The 17,570-nt window shown below is 37.4% G+C and carries 12 protein-coding genes and 1 pseudogene; 11 read left to right on the top strand and 2 right to left on the bottom strand.

Annotated features, from left to right (window positions below; all coding sequences use genetic code 11):
* The first annotated feature begins 116 nt into the window (after window positions 1-116).
* From BS34_RS12610 to BS34_RS0107170, 9 genes and pseudogenes are all read left to right on the top strand, one after another.
* Entirely contained in the window at window positions 117-1,583 is a 1,467-nt protein-coding gene (locus tag BS34_RS12610) for a restriction endonuclease subunit S (protein WP_051640737.1), read from the top strand.
* Window positions 1,580-2,520, top strand: a pseudogene (locus BS34_RS13120) (Abi family protein). Before BS34_RS12610 ends, BS34_RS13120 begins: the two are co-directional and overlap by 4 nt.
* A gap of 115 nt (window positions 2,521-2,635) precedes the next feature.
* Window positions 2,636-3,550 (top strand): restriction endonuclease, encoded by a 915-nt coding sequence (locus tag BS34_RS0107200; RefSeq protein WP_029407858.1) that lies wholly within the window; start codon window positions 2,636-2,638, stop codon window positions 3,548-3,550.
* A gap of 189 nt (window positions 3,551-3,739) precedes the next feature.
* Window positions 3,740-3,982 (top strand): helix-turn-helix domain-containing protein, encoded by a 243-nt coding sequence (locus BS34_RS0107195; protein WP_029407857.1) that lies wholly within the window; start codon window positions 3,740-3,742, stop codon window positions 3,980-3,982.
* A 5-nt stretch (window positions 3,983-3,987) separates the two neighbouring features.
* Window positions 3,988-5,316, top strand: coding sequence for a type II toxin-antitoxin system HipA family toxin (locus tag BS34_RS0107190; protein ID WP_038126311.1), 1,329 nt, complete (start codon window positions 3,988-3,990; stop codon window positions 5,314-5,316).
* Window positions 5,317-5,324: 8 nt separating this feature from the next.
* Window positions 5,325-6,827 (top strand): type I restriction-modification system subunit M, encoded by a 1,503-nt coding sequence (locus BS34_RS0107185; protein ID WP_084151587.1) that lies wholly within the window; start codon window positions 5,325-5,327, stop codon window positions 6,825-6,827.
* Between the two features lie 651 nt (window positions 6,828-7,478).
* Window positions 7,479-8,627, top strand: a complete 1,149-nt coding sequence (locus tag BS34_RS0107180; RefSeq protein WP_051640736.1) for a glycosyltransferase family 4 protein — start codon at window positions 7,479-7,481, stop codon at window positions 8,625-8,627.
* A gap of 21 nt (window positions 8,628-8,648) precedes the next feature.
* Window positions 8,649-9,515, top strand: a complete 867-nt coding sequence (locus tag BS34_RS0107175; RefSeq protein WP_029407853.1) for a DMT family transporter — start codon at window positions 8,649-8,651, stop codon at window positions 9,513-9,515.
* Window positions 9,516-9,786: 271 nt separating this feature from the next.
* Complete coding sequence (locus BS34_RS0107170; RefSeq protein ID WP_029407270.1) at window positions 9,787-10,737, top strand: IS110 family RNA-guided transposase; 951 nt, start codon at window positions 9,787-9,789, stop codon at window positions 10,735-10,737.
* Window positions 10,738-10,816: 79 nt separating this feature from the next.
* Here the strand turns inward: BS34_RS0107170 and BS34_RS0107165 are convergent, their stop codons facing one another.
* Window positions 10,817-11,656 carry an MYG1 family protein gene (locus BS34_RS0107165; protein WP_029407852.1) on the bottom strand — a complete coding sequence of 280 codons (840 nt, stop codon included), beginning with the start codon at window positions 11,654-11,656 and terminating at the stop codon, window positions 10,817-10,819.
* Window positions 11,657-12,241: 585 nt separating this feature from the next.
* On the opposite strand from BS34_RS0107165, the gene BS34_RS0107160 reads away from it, so the two are divergent.
* Together BS34_RS0107160 and BS34_RS12845 are read left to right on the top strand one after the other, a co-directional pair.
* On the top strand, window positions 12,242-12,811 hold the full coding sequence (locus tag BS34_RS0107160; RefSeq protein ID WP_029407851.1) for a hypothetical protein: 570 nt from the start codon (window positions 12,242-12,244) through the stop codon (window positions 12,809-12,811).
* A gap of 431 nt (window positions 12,812-13,242) precedes the next feature.
* Window positions 13,243-16,164: an EAL domain-containing protein gene (locus BS34_RS12845; protein WP_084151586.1), complete on the top strand. Its 2,922-nt coding sequence runs from the start codon at window positions 13,243-13,245 to the stop codon at window positions 16,162-16,164.
* Window positions 16,165-16,245: 81 nt separating this feature from the next.
* On the opposite strand, the gene BS34_RS0107150 is transcribed toward BS34_RS12845, so the two are convergent.
* Window positions 16,246-17,565 carry a 6-phosphofructokinase gene (locus tag BS34_RS0107150; protein ID WP_233993165.1) on the bottom strand — a complete coding sequence of 440 codons (1,320 nt, stop codon included), beginning with the start codon at window positions 17,563-17,565 and terminating at the stop codon, window positions 16,246-16,248.
* Window positions 17,566-17,570: the final 5 nt, after the last annotated feature.

The raw sequence follows: 17,570 nt of genomic DNA, 5'->3' as shown, positions 1-17,570 counted from the left end.
GAGTCTCAAAATAAAGAGAAGCAGGCTAAAGCCTGCGCCCCGAATCAACCTCATTCCCATGCTTAAGGGTAGGAATGTAGAATTTAAAACTTAATGGATACTTAACTGCTTGAATAATGAATCATATTAATCATTTTGAAAAACTTCCTCAGGGTTGGAAGTGGTTGGCAATAAAGGATTTTGGGACTACGACTAGTGGTGGGACACCAAAGAGAGGCAATCCTGAGTTTTATAACGGTGATGTACCTTGGGTGAAGTCCGGGGATTTGAATAACGGAATTTTGTATAAAGTTGATGAATATATATCAGAGCTTGGCCTTCAAAAGTCTAGTGCAAAAATGTTTAACCCAAATACCGTGTTAGTTGCAATGTATGGTGCAACCATTGGTAAGCTATCCATTCTTGGGGTTTCGGCGTCAACAAATCAAGCAATATGTGGAATTTCGTTGCCAGAAAGCTTTGAGCCGAAATATCTTTTCTATTATTTGTTAAGCATTAAAAAGAAGCTTATAGAGCAGGGACAAGGTGGTGCGCAACCAAATATAAATCAGCAAATAATTAAAGAAACTTTTGTACCCGTAGCACCACCAGCCCAACAAAAACAAATCGTAGCGAAAATTGAAGAATTGTTTTCGCATATTGATGCGGGCATTGAGAGCCTAAAAATCGCCAAACAAAAACTCAAACAGTACCGCCAATCCATCCTAAAAGCGGCCGTCACCGGCGAGTTAACCAAAGACTGGCGGGAACAGAATGCCAATGCCGAACAGGGATGTTCAAATGTCGCGGGAGGCACGACGCCGGGAGCGACCAAAATCGAACCCGCCAACCAACTCCTAAAACGCATCCTAAAAGAACGCCGCCAACGCTGGGAACAACAGCAACTAAAACAATTCCAAGCCAAAGGCAAACCACCCAAAAACGAAAAATGGAAAGAAAAATATAAAGAACCTAAGCCTTCTAATGTCGAGTTGTTACCTGTAATACCTGAGGAATGGGTATGGGTAACTCTTCCGCAAATTGGAGAATTGAATAGAGGGAAATCTAAACATAGACCAAGAAATGATCCTTCACTTTACGGTGGCAAGTATCCATTTGTACAAACGGGTGATATTCGTCATGCAAATAGATGGGTGAAAACCTATACCCAGACTTATTCCGAAAAAGGATTATCCCAAAGCCGTTTATGGCCAAAAGGTACTTTGTGTATAACTATTGCAGCTAATATTGCAGATACAGCAATCCTTGATTTTGAAGCTTGTTTCCCAGACAGTGTAGTCGGTTTTTTGCCAATTAATGACACTATAAATGTAGAGTTTGTAGAGTTCTTTATTAGAACTGTAAAAAATGATTTAGAAAAATTTGCACCAGCTACGGCACAAAAAAATATTAACCTAGCAATTTTAGAAACGGTCTCAATTCCATTAGTTTCAGAGGCTGAGCAAAAGGAAGTAGTTCAAAGAGTCGAAGAAAAACTAACCGCCGCCGACCGCTTAATGAAAGAAATCGAAACCAAACTAACTCAAGCCCAACAACAAAAACAAACCATCCTCGCCTCGGCGTTTAAGGGTGAGCTTTTATGAGTAGAACTAAAGAATGGAAATCATTTGATGATCAACTGGCTTTATTAAAAGAGAGAGGGTTGATTGTTGAAAATGATGAGGCTGCATTGGATTACCTAGAACGCGTTGGTTATTATCGGTTGAGTGGTTATTTTTATCCGTTTCGAGAGTTGGAAATTACTTTGCAAGGCGGTTTGAGTTATCAGCGCAATAACCGTTTTATTGAAGGCAGTCGATTTGAAGAAGTTGTTCAGCTGTATGTTTTTGATAAACGCTTAAGATTATTGGCTTTAGATGCGTTAGAGCGTATTGAGTTGGCTATTCGCGTTGATATTGCTTATCTGTTAGGTAAAAGAGATATTTATGCTCATGAAAACTCAGCATGCTTACATGGTAATTTTGCAAAGAAAGTTCTGAAACATTCCGGGAAAACACGCCATGATGAATGGCTCGAAAAATATCATGGGTTTGTTCATCGTGCTAGAAAAGAACAGTTTGTAGCGCACTATTTGAACAAATATCAGAAATGCCAATTTGGGTGGCGATCGAGATTTGGGATTTTGGTGCTCTGTCCAAATTGTTTTCGGGTTTGAATGTCGCCGATCAAGATCAAATAGCGGGTAAATATGGCATTGCAAGTGGTCAAGAATTTGCAGGCTGGTTACGAGGTCTAAACTTTGTTCGTAATGTGTCTGCTCACCATAGTCGCTTATGGAATATTAATATCTTGGAGCGTGCTAAGGTTTGGCAGAAAGATAACGATTGGCAAATGCAAAACAATGCCAGAGCTTTTTACTATTTTTGCCTAATGCAACAAATGTTGACCGTGATATGTCCAAATTCAACTTGGTCAAATAGATTTAAAGAATTGTTAGCGACATTTCCTGAAAATGGAGCGGTTAAATTGTCTGATTTGGGAACGACTGAAAATTGGCAAGATTGGAATTTGTGGCAGTAGAAATGAAAACCGACGCGTACACAAAAAGTGAAGAGGCGCCGGGCGTATTAAGTGCAATTATGCATGTTTTGTTTCATAAAGTAAACATTTTGTTTAACCGTAAAGAGTTTTAACCGTGAATATTCCTGATTTCCAAAGCGTAATGCTTCCCGTAATGAATTGCTTAACTTTTGGTGAAATGGTGAGCAATGCTGATGTGATTAATCACATCAGTGATGAATTCAAGCTCACCGAAGAACAGCGCGCTGAATTATTGCCTTCTGGCAAACAAACCATTATTAAAAACCGTATTGGTTGGGCGATTACGTATCTTAAAAAAGCAGGCCTGCTTAAATCGCCTAAACGAGCGCATATTCAAATTACGGAATTAGGCCAATCTGTTTTGGCTGAAAACCCTGAAAGAATTAATGTTAAGTTCTTAAAACAGTTTGAAAGTTTCCGTGAGTTTCATTCGGTTAAACCTAAAGCGAATGACTCGGCTCAAGAAATTAATCAAGCATTACCCGATACCCCTGATGAACAGTTGCAACAGGCTTATCAATCTTTAAACCAAAGTTTAGCCGAAGAGGTTTTGGAAAACGTTAAACAAGTCACACCACAAGCATTTGAACAGTTGGTAGTCGATTTAATGATTGCGATGGGCTATGGCGGTGCGCGAAAAGAAATGGGTCAAGCCACTAAACTCACGGGCGACGATGGTATTGATGGCATTATTAATGAAGATAAACTCGGTTTAGACTCTATTTATCTGCAAGCTAAACGCTGGGAGAATACCGTTCACCGCCCTGAAATAGATAAGTTTATCGGCTCGTTAACGCGTCAGGGTGCGACCAAAGGCGTGTTTATCACCACCTCTAATTTCTCGCAAGGTGCTAAAGACTCCGTTAATGGCCTAAATTTATCAGTAGTATTAGTAGACGGTCAAACACTCGCAGAGTTAATGATTGAATACAATCTAGGTGTTAGTACCAAAGAAACCTACCAAGTAAAAACCCTCGATTCTGATTATTTTGATGGGTTTTCGTTTTAAAAAATAACCAGGCCTGGTAATTTGTTGTTCAATTTATATTGTTGTTCAATATTTTTGAACAAGACGTTATTTTGAACAGATTATTGTATCTTAGTGTCTGTAATACGCTTAAGCGTATAATTTGCATTTTATACGGTAAAGCGTATAATTTTGTTTTTATACGGTATGGCGTATAAAAGGATAAGTATAATGCGTGTAAACTCTTTAAAAGAATTATCGGTTTTGATTCAAAATCAACGATTAAAAAAGGACTATTCTCAAAATAAGGTGGCTGATTTAGCAAGTATGCGACAGGCCACGGTTTCTAGTTTTGAGGCTAACCCTGCAAATGCTAAGCTAGAAACTTTGTTTAAGCTCTTATCTGCTTTGGACTTGGAGTTAGAGGTGAGTCCAAAAGGGCAAGGCAATTCAGTCAGTGAACTTGATTGGTAAACAGTATGGCTTCTAATCAATTATGGATTTCTATGAATGGCTTACTGGTTGGTGAGTTATTTAAAAAGAAAAGTGGGGCTTTGCAGTTTCAGTACGCCGATGAATGGTTAAGCTCTGCCTTTTCTCGAAGTTTATCTTTGTCTTTACCCTTATCTAAAAAAGTCTATGAAGGCGACGTTCTGTTTAACTTTTTAGATAACTTATTGCCTGATAACGAAGCAATTAGGGCTAAGATGCAGGCACGCTTTCATACGGCAACCATTCAACCTTTTGATCTCTTGGCTGCAGTGGGTAAAGATTGCGTGGGGGCGATACAGTTATCATCTGACATAGAAAAGCCGCTGCAAGTCATTAAGGCTAAATTATTAACTGAAACTGAGATAGCTCATTTATTAAAGGGCTATGCGACCGTGCCTTTGGGTATGCAAGATTCTGATGATGATTTTAGGATTTCGATTGCGGGTGCTCAAGAAAAAACGGCCTTACTTAAAGTGGGGGATCAGTGGTGTTTACCTAAAGGTGCAACACCCACCAGCCATATCTTGAAATTACCGATTGGTGTATTAACGCACAATAATTTAGATTTATCTCAGAGCTGTGAGAACGAATGGTTGTGTATGGAGATTGCCAGAGCTTTTGGTCTACCTGTGGCAAATGCAGAAGTTCTCTCTTTTGACGGTGAAAAGGTGTTGGCCGTTGAACGCTTTGACCGAAAATGGCTTAGTGCCGACAAATTGATTCGTTTACCACAAGAGGATATGTGCCAAGCTTTAGGGATTGCCCCAGCGTTAAAATACGAGGCGGATGGTGGGCCTGGTATTAAAGCGATTATGGATATTTTGCGAGGCTCGCAAAAAGCACAAGAAGACAGAGCTGTTTTTTTTAAAGCACAAATTTTATTTTGGCTTTTGGCGGCACCTGATGGACATGGCAAAAATTTTAGTTTGTTTATTGAAGCCAACAATGCTTATCGTTTAACGCCTTTATACGACATTTTATCAGCCTATCCATTTATGGGTGGGACAGGGTTGCAAAAACAGAAAGTAAAAATGGCCATGGCACTACAGGGTAAAACTAAGCACTTTAAATGGGATAGTATTGTGCCAAGGCATTTTGTTTCGACCGCTAAGGCACTAGGTTATTCAGAAACCTTAGCCTTTGATCATTTTAAACAAATGATGGAAAAAACGGATTCAGTTTTAGAAACCATAAAAACAAATTTTCCAGCAGGTTTTCCAATAGAAATCTCTGAACCTATTTTGAATGGCTTAAAACAAAAATCACAATTAGGACTACGTTTTATCGAGTCCATTGAAACGAATAAAACCAGTTAAGGAAAATTATGTCTAACACCAGTGCATCAGATATGCAGAATTTGGCGATGAGCCGAGAGATTGTCAATAAGGTTTGGAACTACGCACAAGTTTTACGAGATGACGGCGTAGGTTATGGCGACTATGTTGAGCAGATCACCTATCTCATCTTTCTAAAAATGGCAGACGAACGTTCGGCTGAAGGATTGAATGATGTGGGGGTGCCAGATGAATATCAGTGGTCGCATTTGGTGAAAACGGATGGTGATGATTTAGAAATGCAGTATCGTCATACTTTAGAGCATTTAGGGAAAATAGGTGGAATGCTTGGAACCATTTTCCGGAAAGCGCAAAACAAGATTCAAGACCCTGCTAAGTTAGAACGCTTAATCAAAATGATTGATAAAGAGTCTTGGGCAACGTTACCCGTTGATGTAAAAGGCGAAATCTATGAAGGTTTATTGGAACGAAATGCACAAGATGTAAAGGGAGGAGCTGGTCAATATTTTACCCCTCGTTCATTGATTGAGGCGATGGTTGACGTTATGCAGCCTAAACCAACTGATGTGGTGGCAGATCCTGCTACAGGTACAGGTGGTTTTTTGTTGGCAGCGCATGATTACATGGCAAAACAAGTTACCTCTAAAGCCGAAGCTAAGCATCTTAAAAATGAAGCTTTACGGGGTAATGATATTGTGGATTCAGTGGTGCGTTTGTGTGCCATGAACTTGTATTTACATGGGATTGGTGGAACAGAATGCCCAATAGTGAATCAAGATGCCTTAGCCAAAGAAGTAAACGAAAAGGTTGATATGGTTTTGGCTAATCCGCCTTTTGGTAAAAAGAGTTCGATTACGGTAATTAGTGAAAAGTCAGGTAAAGCGGAATCGGAAAAGCTGACTTATGAACGCGAAGATTTTTGGGCTACGACTTCTAACAAACAGCTTAACTTTGTGCAGCATATTGCTAATATGCTTAAAGTGAATGGTAAAGCCGCCGTGGTTTTGCCTGACAATGTACTATTTGAAGGTGGTGCAGGTGAGACCATTCGTAAAAATCTGTTAGAACGAACCAATGTGCATACGTTGTTGCGTTTACCGACTGGGATTTTTTACGCTAATGGAGTGAAAGCGAATGTGGTCTTTTTTGATGCCAAACCGGCTAGCAAAGAGCCATGGACACAAAAGCTTTGGGTTTATGACTACCGAACCAATGTCCATAAAACGCTGAAACAAAACCGTTTAAGTAAAGCTGACTTTTCTGAATTTATTGAACTTTACCAGGCCGATAACTTATCTCAACGTCATGCAACGTGGAGTGAAGAGAATCCAGATGGACGGTGGAGAAGTTATGACTACTCTGAGTTAATTGCTCGAGATAAAACCAATCTGGATATTTTTTGGTTAAAAGATAAATCACTGGAAGACTCAGAAAACCTTCCTGCACCAGAAATCCTAGCTGCTGAGATTGTAGAGCAGCTAGAAGCGGCGCTTAGTGAATTTAGAGAGGTTGAAGGTATTTTAAATCAATAGTAAACACTGTTTTAGTATATGGTTCAAACAGAAAACTCTATTGATGAGAATTGGTATTCTCATTGGTAAATCAAAGTAGTTTTAATAACTATTCACCTTATTTCAGTCTTGAGTTTAGATTATCAGTCAATGTTTTCAATCAACTGAATATTCTATATATATTTACACAAAATAATTGTTTGTAGTGGTGCAGTAATTTTGGCCACCTAAATAGAGATGAAAAAATGCATTTAATATAAAAGGTGACTCAAAATAGACGGCATTATCTAGAAACTGGAATAATCTAATGATGTCTGTGTTTTTTTAACTTACTGAAATATAAGATTTATTTTTGATTTATGATTACTGTCAAGAAGTGACTAAATTCAGTCCCCGCTACCACATTCTAAAACCAGATATTCTCTTATGAGATGTCTGGTTTTTTTATACCTGAAATAAATGGGATGGCTTTTTTGTTGAGCATTCTCGTTTATCTTATTGTTAGTAAGGTAATGCACAAAGTCATTATCACTTTATGCTATTTTATTTTAAGGCTATCCCCATTTAAATAGAATTTTCATCGTTTGTCATAAACGTTTCATGTAGTTATCACTTGGTTATTCTTTTCACTATTTAAGCTAATATAAATCATAATTTTAGTGAGTATTAGCAATGAAAATAGCCTTATTTACCGATACATTAGGGGATTTAAATGGTGTGTCACGTTTTATTCAAGATATGGGTGAGTTGGCAGCTATTAGTGATGTTGAGTTACATATTATTACTTCTACAAGTAAATCGTTACCTGATAAGAACTATATTCATAATTTATCCTACCGTTTTAGAATGCCTATGCCGTTTTATCAAGAACTTGACTTGGTTTGGCCTAATAAGAAATCAATCGTTAACGCATTAAATGAAATTCAGCCTGATGTCGTTCATATTTCTACCCCTGGTCCTTTTGGGTGGTTAGCTAAGAATGCTGCTTTGGAACATCACTATCCTTTGATTGGAACTTACCATACGGATTTTCCGGCATACTTATATGATTTAAGTGGTTGGCAATGGGTAAAGCATAAAACGGATGCTGTTATGGCTAAGTTTTATAAACCATTTATTCATATATTCTCACGTTCAGAGAATTATTTGGAAGTGATGGCGAGTGATATAGAAGTTGACTATGATCGAGCGTCACGACTGTTTCCGGGCACTAACTTACAAACGTTTAATCCTCGTCATAATAATCCCGATATATGGCATCACTACGGTCTTTCTAACCAACGTTTAAAGGTTTTATATGTTGGCCGTATCAATGTTGAAAAGAATATTCCTTTTTTGGTGGAGTTATGGCAACGCTTTTGTGATTTGAATCCTGACATCAAGGCAGATTTAGTCATGGTTGGAGAGGGGCGTTATCGTAAGTGGGCTGATAAGCTAAGGCCTCATCATGCTTATTTTCTTGGTCCGGTAGAAGGGGATAATTTATCGCAAGTTTATGCTTCGTCTGATCTGTTTGTTTTTCCTTCTATCACAGATACTTTAGGGCAGGTGGTGATGGAGGCTCAGGCTAGTGGGTTAGGATGTCTGGTTTCTGATATTGGTGGGCCACAAACTTTGGTTATAGAAGATGAAACTGGAAAAATCATTAAAGCCAATGACCATAACGCCTGGATTGATATTCTTTCTAGTGTTTTAACCGATGATGAATTACGTCAAGAATGGTCAAGTAATAGTCGACAGCATATTGAACAGTATAATATTGTTGATTCGTTTAATCATTTTATTGAAATACATAACAATATTTTACAAAGTAAAGCATGAATTTAGAAAAGCTCACTACCAATGACCTCTAACAATGATAAAAGAGGAGAATTCTACGCTTTAAGTTTGACGTTAATTGAAGCATGGTTTCCGATTTTTGCATTTTTTAGTGTTGCGGCGCTAGGAGGGTTACATGCTTATTTTTATAGCTTATCAATTGCTGTATTCTTTTTATTCGTATATTGGTTGGTAAGAGGTAAACAGTATGAAATTCGGCAACGTTCAGCTTATAAAAACCTTGCTTTAACCAGTCTATACATTACCTCACTATTTGCGCTTACCTTTATTGGTTTACAATATACTTCGGCAACTAATGTTGCCATTATTCTGTTTTTGCAAATTCTATTCAGTTATCTATTCTTAGGTAAAAATCAGGGTGAGTCTTTAAATCGTCAACATTCGGTTGGTGCGGTATTAATGACGGTGGGTGCATTATTGGTTTTATTTCGTGGTACTTGGCAGGTTAATATCGGTGACTTATTAGTTTTGCTTGCGGCAATGATTGCTCCAATTGCTAACGCTTACCAAAAAAAGTCTCGTGCTCAGGTTTCAGCAGAGACTATTCTTCTTGTACGTTCTGTCATCGCTTTACCATTTTTATTTCTTCTGGCCTACTTATTTGAAGATTCACCAACTTGGCAGCAAATTCAGTTGCAATGGCCTTGGTTACTGTTGACGGGTTTTTTAGTTTTTTTTGTAGCAAAAATATTATGGGTAGAAGCAATTCACCTATTACCAATCACTAAAGTTAACGCTCTTTATGCGTTTGCGCCATTGATGACGATGGGACTAGCCTACATCGTTCTGCAAGAAGTGCCGAGTTGGTCGCAAGTGATAGGGGTTTTACCGATATTACTGGGTGGTTATTTAATTACGAGAAAACATTAAAACTACCAGGCCTTATATGTTGAAAGTGTTCTCCAGAAGTGGAGAATTTATTAAGGACGCTTAGTAAAGGGATAAAGAGATCTTGCTACCAGGCCAATGACACCCAGAGTGATCCAGGTTATCAGATTAAGACCTTTATCCCCACACACTATAAACTGAACGGTATCTTAGGCAGGACAAGACTCCTAGCCTGTATTCATAAGGTTAGTATAGCCATAGTGTGAACTTACTAAACGAAATTAAATCCTAGCATAAAATAGGTATTTCGAACATGAAAATATACATCGGCATAGACATCAGCAAAGACACCTTTGACGTAGCGGTTTCAACTCAAAAGCAAAGTGTCACTTTTAATAACACCCCAGCGGGGTTTAAAAAGTTTATCAAATGGATGAGCCTTTTTGATTCTCCACACATCGCGATGGAAGCCACCGGGAAATACTATTTAGGCCTCGCATTGCATCTTTACGAACAAGAATACCCTGTGTATGTGATCAACCCATTTAAAATCAAACATCATGCACAATCCAAACTAAAGCGTGTTAAAACCGACAGTGAAGATGCTAAGCTCATCGCAGATTTTTGTGAAGTACACAAACTCAAACCTTGGCAGCCTGACAGTCCGATTATCGCTAAGCTACAAGAGTTCTCAGCACTTCAATCCTTGTTAATTCAAACAAAAACCCGCATTAAAAACCAAATGCAAAGTTCGACAGAAATTGAAGTACAGAAAATTCAAATAGCTCAGATTAAACAGTTAGAAAAGCAGATTGAAAAGATTCAATCCCAAATGAAAGGCTGCGTTCAACAGGATGTTGAATTGGCTAAGCAGATGGCATTATTAAAGTCCATTAAAGGACTGGGTGAAAAAACAGCGATTGAACTCATCACTCATATCAAAGACATTTATCGTTTTGATAATGCAAAGGCCTTAGCCTGTTACTCTGGTCTTGTTCCACAAATACAGCAATCGGGTAGTAGTTTAAATCGCTCATCGCTTTCAAAAATGGGCAATGCAAATTTAAGGAAGTGTCTCTACATGCCTGCGGTAAATAGTATTGCATACAACCCTGTCTTAAAATCCTTTGCAGACAATCTGAGAAAAAGAGGGGTTGCAGGTAAGAAGATAGTTGCCGCGGTAATGCGCAAATTAATTCATCTGGTTTATGCTATTCTGAAGAGTGGTAAACCCTTTGATCCAGAATATAAGATTGGTGCTTGACTATGAAAATCAAACACGGTATCTGGTAGTTTTATTTTGTGAGTGTTCAATTTCTTGATAATTGACGAGTCTCTAGTAATTAGTTGCTATTGGCTAAAAATAGAGCACTTTCTAAACTTAGAGTTACCGCCATAAATCCAGATTTGTGGCAAAAGATAGTATCTTTTAATCCACTTACTTCATTCAGCTCTGAATCTCTTAAGCCTCTAAAACGTTCTGGCAGATGATTTATTTGGCTATTGCAGTAAACACCAAATTGTTCTTCATTTCTTGGATAAACGACTCTCTTAATTTCAGGGTGAGAGCGAATAAAGTCTTTAAAAGGCAGGTTTTTATCCAGTACTAAAATTCCATTTTCAACCGTCTTTGCATATTCTTCTAATTCAACCAACACTTCAGCTTCTTTGATAGCGGCATTAATGAAGTTCTCCAAAGTGTCATGGGTAAATTCTAAGGCTTTATTAAAGGCGATTTCTTGTTTTTCAGGTTCATCAGAACTTTCATTCATCATTGCAATTAAAAGTGACACAGAAGGGCGAGGGTCTTCTTGATATAGACCGTTATCAACAGCATCAATATCTGCAATCAGTTTGTCATCTACCCACTGTGTTGCAAAGTTGACTTCATAATCACCTTTTAAACCTTTTAGATTAAAGATGCGTTTAGCATAGTGGCGCCAAATTAAACCTGCAGTGGCATAAGGAATACCGTTTGTACGCTCTTCAGTAAAACTATTTTGATGATGATCAAAGCGTAAGGTTTCTGGATTGTATTCAGCGCCTACATCTAAAACGATATCGGCTTGTTTAATAATTTCCTCGTCTCTAGTGCGAGTAATCTCTCGATCTTCAACCATAAGCACCATTGATATGGCAAAAACTTCGTCGGCATGAAAACGGCCAGAGTGAGTAACAAGCATGAATTGTCCTTTGTATCGATAATGGGTAGATAATTGGTTGTTTATGATAGATTATTGCACGAGACGGTTGTTGCACGAATAAAAATGGTTCTAGGTGCCCCTTGAGGGTAAAAAAACCGCCCGATTGTTGGTGTACTCCAAAGGCACTTACGTTGGGCGATAACTTACCAATAGCTAGATATTATGAGCTATTACTAGTTATTAGTAGCTATAAGCTGCATTTTTTACCTAAATCAGATAGTTTTTACCACATTTTTCTTTCGTACCCACTCGTGCGAATATCTCATTGTATTTTAGCGTATTTAATAGACTTTTAGCAGTAAAGCTCTCATGTAGGCAATTTTTTGATAGGTGTTGATAATAAATTACCCATAATATGTTTCTTTATAAACCTACCAGGCCTGGTAAGTCATAAAACTGTCATCTATTTGTTACTTAAGTTTTAAAAAGCTTTTTTAGAATAATCACAAGTTTTGAGTTTGCTTAGGTTTTATTGGTGATTAGCTTGTTAATTTACTTTTCAAGTGATATCTACAAATTATCTAAGCAAATAACATTTATTAGAATTATATTTAGGAAGGTATTATGCGTTTATTCTCTATATTTGCAGCAACGACTTTAACTGCTTCAATGGCCCTAACGGCTTGTAATGCAACAGAAACTAAGCAGGCTGAATCTAAGCCTGCTGCAATGAGTACTTCAGAAGTTGCAAAGACTTCAATTACTTTATTTGAGTCTCATGATGAAGGGCGTATTAATATCTTTTACGACCTACCTACTTTTAAAGGATATAAAGCAGTAGGCGAGACTTCTTTTAGATTGACTCGTATTGGTGCTGGTCCAAATGGTGAAACAGTTGTATTTGGTTTACCTAAAGCAGATAAGAAAAAAGGTGCAAACACTCCAGCAGCTATGCTTTGGGATGGTAAAGCAAGCTACGATGATTTCTACGGTGAAATGTACGCAAATAATAGAATTTATGTATTTGACAACAAAGCTGACATGGACTTCGTTCGTAAAATTGGCGAGCCTGTTTTCATGTTTACAGACATCGGTGCTGGTCCAAAAGGTGAGACAGTTGTTTTTGTTTTAAACAAACACAATAAAAAGAAAAAGCCTACTGACTTAATTGCTAAGTTCAAAAGCTTTCACTAAACGTTAGTTAATATCTAACCTAAAAAAAGCTCGCTATATGCGAGCTTTTTTTTTAATTTTTTTATGAGAGCCTTGCACGAAGTGAGGTGCGAAAGAGAAGGTGGTAATAAATGTGATAAGTAAATGTGATAAGTAAATGTGATAATAATTGCCTGATTTAGGAAAAAATCTAGTCAATATCTAGCTATTGGCAATTTTTAACAAAAATCAGCTGGTTTTTTATCATTTTTATTCGTGCAACTACCTCGTGCAAGGCTCTTTTTTACTCAAATTTATTTTTCAGGTGTTATCGCGATATAGCGAATATTATTTTAAAAACTACATTACAAATAGTAATTGGTTTTTTATGAGTAAAATGTATACTTATTTCAATACGCGCTTTCAAGTAAATAAGTGCAATTACTAAAATTTTCTGTTAGTGGTTAATTTCGATGAATTCAAAGATAAATCAATTAGATTATGACACGCTAATTAACTTATTAAGTCTTTTCCCAAATCCTATCACATTGAATCGTACGCAAATAGATGATCAAAATCAGGAATACGATGAGATCGTCTATGTTAACCCTGCTTTTACTAAAAGTTTAGGTTATGAGGTTGAAGATATTCCTACGGATAGGGTTTGGTTCAAAAAAGCCTATCCTGATGAGTCATATGAAAAATTTATTTCTCAAGAATGGTTTAATGCCCTTAATATTGCACGAGAAAATAAGCAGGATTTACTCGGTATTCCAGCCAGAATTATGTGTGGAGATGGCGTTGAAAAATGGTTTCAAGTAACTTCTCATACAGACCGTTTTGCTATTGGTGAATTTCATCTGATTATTTTCGTTGAAATTGATACACCTGAAGAAACGATTTTAAAACTTCAAAAAACCTCGCAAGAATTAATTACCAAAAATCGATTATTAACCCATAAAGAGTCTGTTTTAAAAGAAACTCAACAAGTCGCCCAAATAGGTAGCTGGGAGATAGATTTACTATCTGGTGCAGTGAGCTGGTCTGAAGAGATGTATAAGATTTATGGAGAGGATTCAGAGCATGTCCCTAATATGGATGATTTTTATTCTCGGTTAACAGAATCTGATGCGACTAAGGTTAAAAGTAAAATTGAATCAGCGATAAGGACAGGTGAACGTCAACATGTCATTATCGATATTACTCGCAAAAACTTACCTAATATTACCGTTGAGATTTTTGGTCAAGCGGTTTATGACCAAAATCATCAACCGGTTAAGGTGATTGGTTCTAGTATGGATGTAACCAGTAGAGTTGCATTACAAAACCAAAATGATGAACTTGCTACTATTTTGAAAAAAACGCATCAAGAACTCTATATCGTTGACCTTGATACGGATAATTATGTCTATGCAAATGAAAGTGCAAGTTTGTGCACTGGATATACTAATGAAGAAATTTTGAGTTTGTCTGTTTACGATTTAAATCCATTACTGACAAAAGATCATGTTAAGCAACTTAAAGCATTAGCAGGAACTGAGTTAGATACAATTAGTAATGTTTCAATGCACAAAAGAAAGGATGGCACCACTTATCCCGTATATGCATCGCTGCAAAGAATTACTTATAACAATAGAAAATGCTATGCAATTTTTGATGCGGATATATCTGAATTAAAGCAAGCAGAAATGGCGTTAAAAGATCAGTTTAACTTGCTTCAAAATATCATTGACAGTATGCCGGTACGAATTTTTTGGAAGAATCTAGAGGGACGATATTTGGGGGCCAATAAGCTATTTCTAGATGATGCCCAAATAACCGATAGTAGTCAGTTAATAGGTAAAACAGATTTTGAACAAACCTGGGCTGAAAAGGATGCAGAGGCTTATAGAAAGGATGACATGTCAGTTATGACGAGTGAAGTTCCTAAGTTATATTTTGAAGAGTCTCAAACAAATAAGCATGGCGAAAAAATTATATTATCGACATCTAAAGTTCCTTTAAAAAATTTAGAGGGAGAGGTGATTGGGCTTTTAGGAACCTATGAAGATATTACTGAAAGAAAACAAATTCAAGAAACCTTAATTGAACAGCAAAATATACTACATCACCAGGCTCATCATGATGCCTTAACCGGTCTTCCAAATCGCTTACTAATTAAAGATAGATTAGATCATGCGATTAAATACTCTAAACGCCACCATTTGAGTTTTGGTCTTTTGTTTATCGACCTAGATCAGTTTAAACAGATAAATGATGCCATGGGGCATGATATAGGCGATGTGGTATTAACTAAAATTGCCAAGAAGCTTCAAAATTCAATTAGAGATTCAGATACTTTAGCTAGATTAGGTGGCGATGAATTTACCATTCTAGTCGAGGAAATCGAATCCGAAGAAGATTTATCTCTATTTGCGGAGAAGATTATTGAAGTTTCAAAAGAAGCTATTGAAGCAGACGGACAAGTCTTTTACCTTTCAAGTAGTATTGGGGTGAGTATGTACCCTAAAGATGCACAGACAGTAGATGAATTACTAAAATGTGCTGATTCTGCGATGTATAAAGCCAAAGAACAAGGTAGGAATAATGTTCAGTTTTATACTGAGGATATGACACAAAGAGCGTTTGAGCATGTGGCCATGCAAGCGAGTCTTAGGCAAGCAATTCAAAATGATGAATTTATTTTATATTACCAGCCTCAAATTAATGCAGAAAATCATTCAATAACTGGGCTAGAAGCTTTAGTTAGGTGGCAACATCCTTCTTTAGGTTTAGTTGCGCCAAACAAGTTTATTCCTTTAGCAGAGTCAACAGGAATGATTGTTGAATTGGATCGACAAGTGATGAAAATGGCCATGAAGCAAGTGGTTCATTGGCATTCTCGAGGAATAAACCCTGGAACGGTATGGATTAATTTAGCCGCAAAACAGATTCAACATCCTGGATTTATTGAGTTTGTTGAAGGTTGTTTAGCAGAAACAAAATGTAAGCCTGAATGGATTGCTTTAGAAGTGACAGAAAGCGATATTATGACCAATTTGGATGATGCAAAAAATGTGCTTGTTAAGGTTGATAAATTGGGGATTAGAATGGCTATTGATGACTTTGGAACCGGTTATTCTTCACTGGCCTATTTAAAGCGCCTACCGGTAAGTAAGTTAAAAATAGACCAATCATTTATAAGAGATTTACCAGAGGATGAGGACGATAAAGCTATTACTAAAACAATCATTACCATGGCTGAAAATTTAGGTTTTGATGTTATTGCTGAAGGCGTAGAAACAATAGAACAACGTGATTTTTTGTTAAAAAACCACTGTTATAATATTCAAGGGTACTTTTACTCTAAGCCTATTCCTAGTGATGCTGTGCCTGAGTTTATTACCAACTTTTAAAGCTGATGGTTTAAAAAATCAGGTTTTCCAATCTAACTAAAATTTATCGCTAATTACTAAGTTTGTCGCTTTATAAGTTTTCTACTTAATAGCCCAAAATTCAGCAAGCTGTTTTGCAACGGGTGTAAAGTGAATAGGCGATATATTTGGTAATCCGTTTTTAAAAGGTGCGCCGTGTTCGCCTTGAATGAGTGGGCGTAAATAATCGAGTGCCTCTTCGGTAATATCCATACCATCTTCTGTTAAAAAATTGTCTGGAACATGTTTCTCTAAATCGGCAACAATATTTAATTCTACAGTCTTAAACTCATAAGAAAACGGATTTGAAGACGTTAGTTTTACAACAGGCAAAACACCATGCTCACCTCTAATGGCTGCATAAACAGCTTCCTTACCTGCATCATAGGCTAGCTGCCAATCTGTTTTTGAAACCATGTGACTAGCCGAACGTTGGCAGTAGTCTGGAATAGCGTAGTGAGTTTTACTGTTTAGGTGTTTACCAACCATGTGCGATAAAGTCGCCGCAACGCCGCCTAACTGGACATAATCGCGTTCGTGTGTGTGCTCAATGCCAGCAATAGAAATGTAATCTCCATTTTCTCTAACTAAACCTTCCGAAACAGCACATACACAGTAACCTTTAGAGGCAATTAACTCATCAAGCTTTTCAAAAAAGGCAGCTTCATTAAACGGGCGTTCAGCCGGCAAAATAATAATGGGTAAATCTTTAACCACATCTTTAGCCAGGCCTGCTGCAATGGTTAGCCAACCTGTATTTCGTCCCATGGCTTCAATCACAAAAAATTTAGAGGAGGTTTGATGCATAGAAATTACATCTAGGGTTGCATTTAGAAAGCTAGTGGCTAAGTATTTAGCTGCACTACCAAAACCTGGACTACAGTGAGAAAAGTCGAGATCATTATCTATGGTTTTAGCTACACCGACACAGGTCATTGGGTGACCATTTTGAGAACAATAATCAGCGACTTTTTGAGCCGTAACCATTGAGCCATTACCACCATTGTAAAAAAAGTAACCAATCTCGTAAGTTTTAAAGACTTCTAACACGCGTTGATATTGTGCTGGGTTGTGCTCTAACGGGTCAAGGTCAAAACGGCACGCTTTAAAAGCCGCTCCAGGCTGATATTTAAGCTGGGCGATTGTTGCTTCGCTAATATCCGTTAAATCTATGAATTCTTCTTCTAAAACGCCTTTTATGCCATTGACTGCCGCATAAGTTTTGCCAAATGTCTCAGGGTGTTTTTGTACGGTTTCAATCACCGCAGCAGCACTGACATTAATAACAGCGGTTACTCCACCAGCTTGAGCGTAGAGTACATTTTTAGCTTGTTTTATTTTTGATGTTTGCTGGTTAGGTTTTGCCGAATGTGCAGTGTTCACAAGTG

Origin of the sequence: Thiomicrorhabdus sp. Milos-T2, assembly GCF_000702325.1 — a bacterium.
In the GTDB taxonomy this organism is placed as follows: Bacteria; Pseudomonadota; Gammaproteobacteria; order Thiomicrospirales; family Thiomicrospiraceae; genus Thiomicrorhabdus.
Note: the sequence above shows the minus strand (reverse complement) of the source record. Positions and strands in the feature narration are given on the sequence as shown.

Excerpts from the sequence above, each read along its gene's own strand:
- BS34_RS12610 (WP_051640737.1), top strand. The coding sequence starts at position 117 with ATGAATCATATTAATCATTTTGAAAAACTTCCTCAGGGTTGGAAGTGG.
- BS34_RS0107195 (WP_029407857.1), top strand. The coding sequence starts at position 3,740 with ATGCGTGTAAACTCTTTAAAAGAATTATCGGTTTTGATTCAAAATCAA.
- BS34_RS0107190 (WP_038126311.1), top strand. The coding sequence starts at position 3,988 with ATGGCTTCTAATCAATTATGGATTTCTATGAATGGCTTACTGGTTGGT.
- BS34_RS0107185 (WP_084151587.1), top strand. The coding sequence starts at position 5,325 with ATGTCTAACACCAGTGCATCAGATATGCAGAATTTGGCGATGAGCCGA.
- BS34_RS0107180 (WP_051640736.1), top strand. The coding sequence starts at position 7,479 with ATGAAAATAGCCTTATTTACCGATACATTAGGGGATTTAAATGGTGTG.
- BS34_RS0107175 (WP_029407853.1), top strand. The coding sequence starts at position 8,649 with ATGACCTCTAACAATGATAAAAGAGGAGAATTCTACGCTTTAAGTTTG.
- BS34_RS0107170 (WP_029407270.1), top strand. The coding sequence starts at position 9,787 with ATGAAAATATACATCGGCATAGACATCAGCAAAGACACCTTTGACGTA.
- BS34_RS0107165 (WP_029407852.1), bottom strand. The coding sequence starts at position 11,656 with ATGCTTGTTACTCACTCTGGCCGTTTTCATGCCGACGAAGTTTTTGCC.
- BS34_RS0107160 (WP_029407851.1), top strand. The coding sequence starts at position 12,242 with ATGCGTTTATTCTCTATATTTGCAGCAACGACTTTAACTGCTTCAATG.
- BS34_RS12845 (WP_084151586.1), top strand. The coding sequence starts at position 13,243 with ATGAATTCAAAGATAAATCAATTAGATTATGACACGCTAATTAACTTA.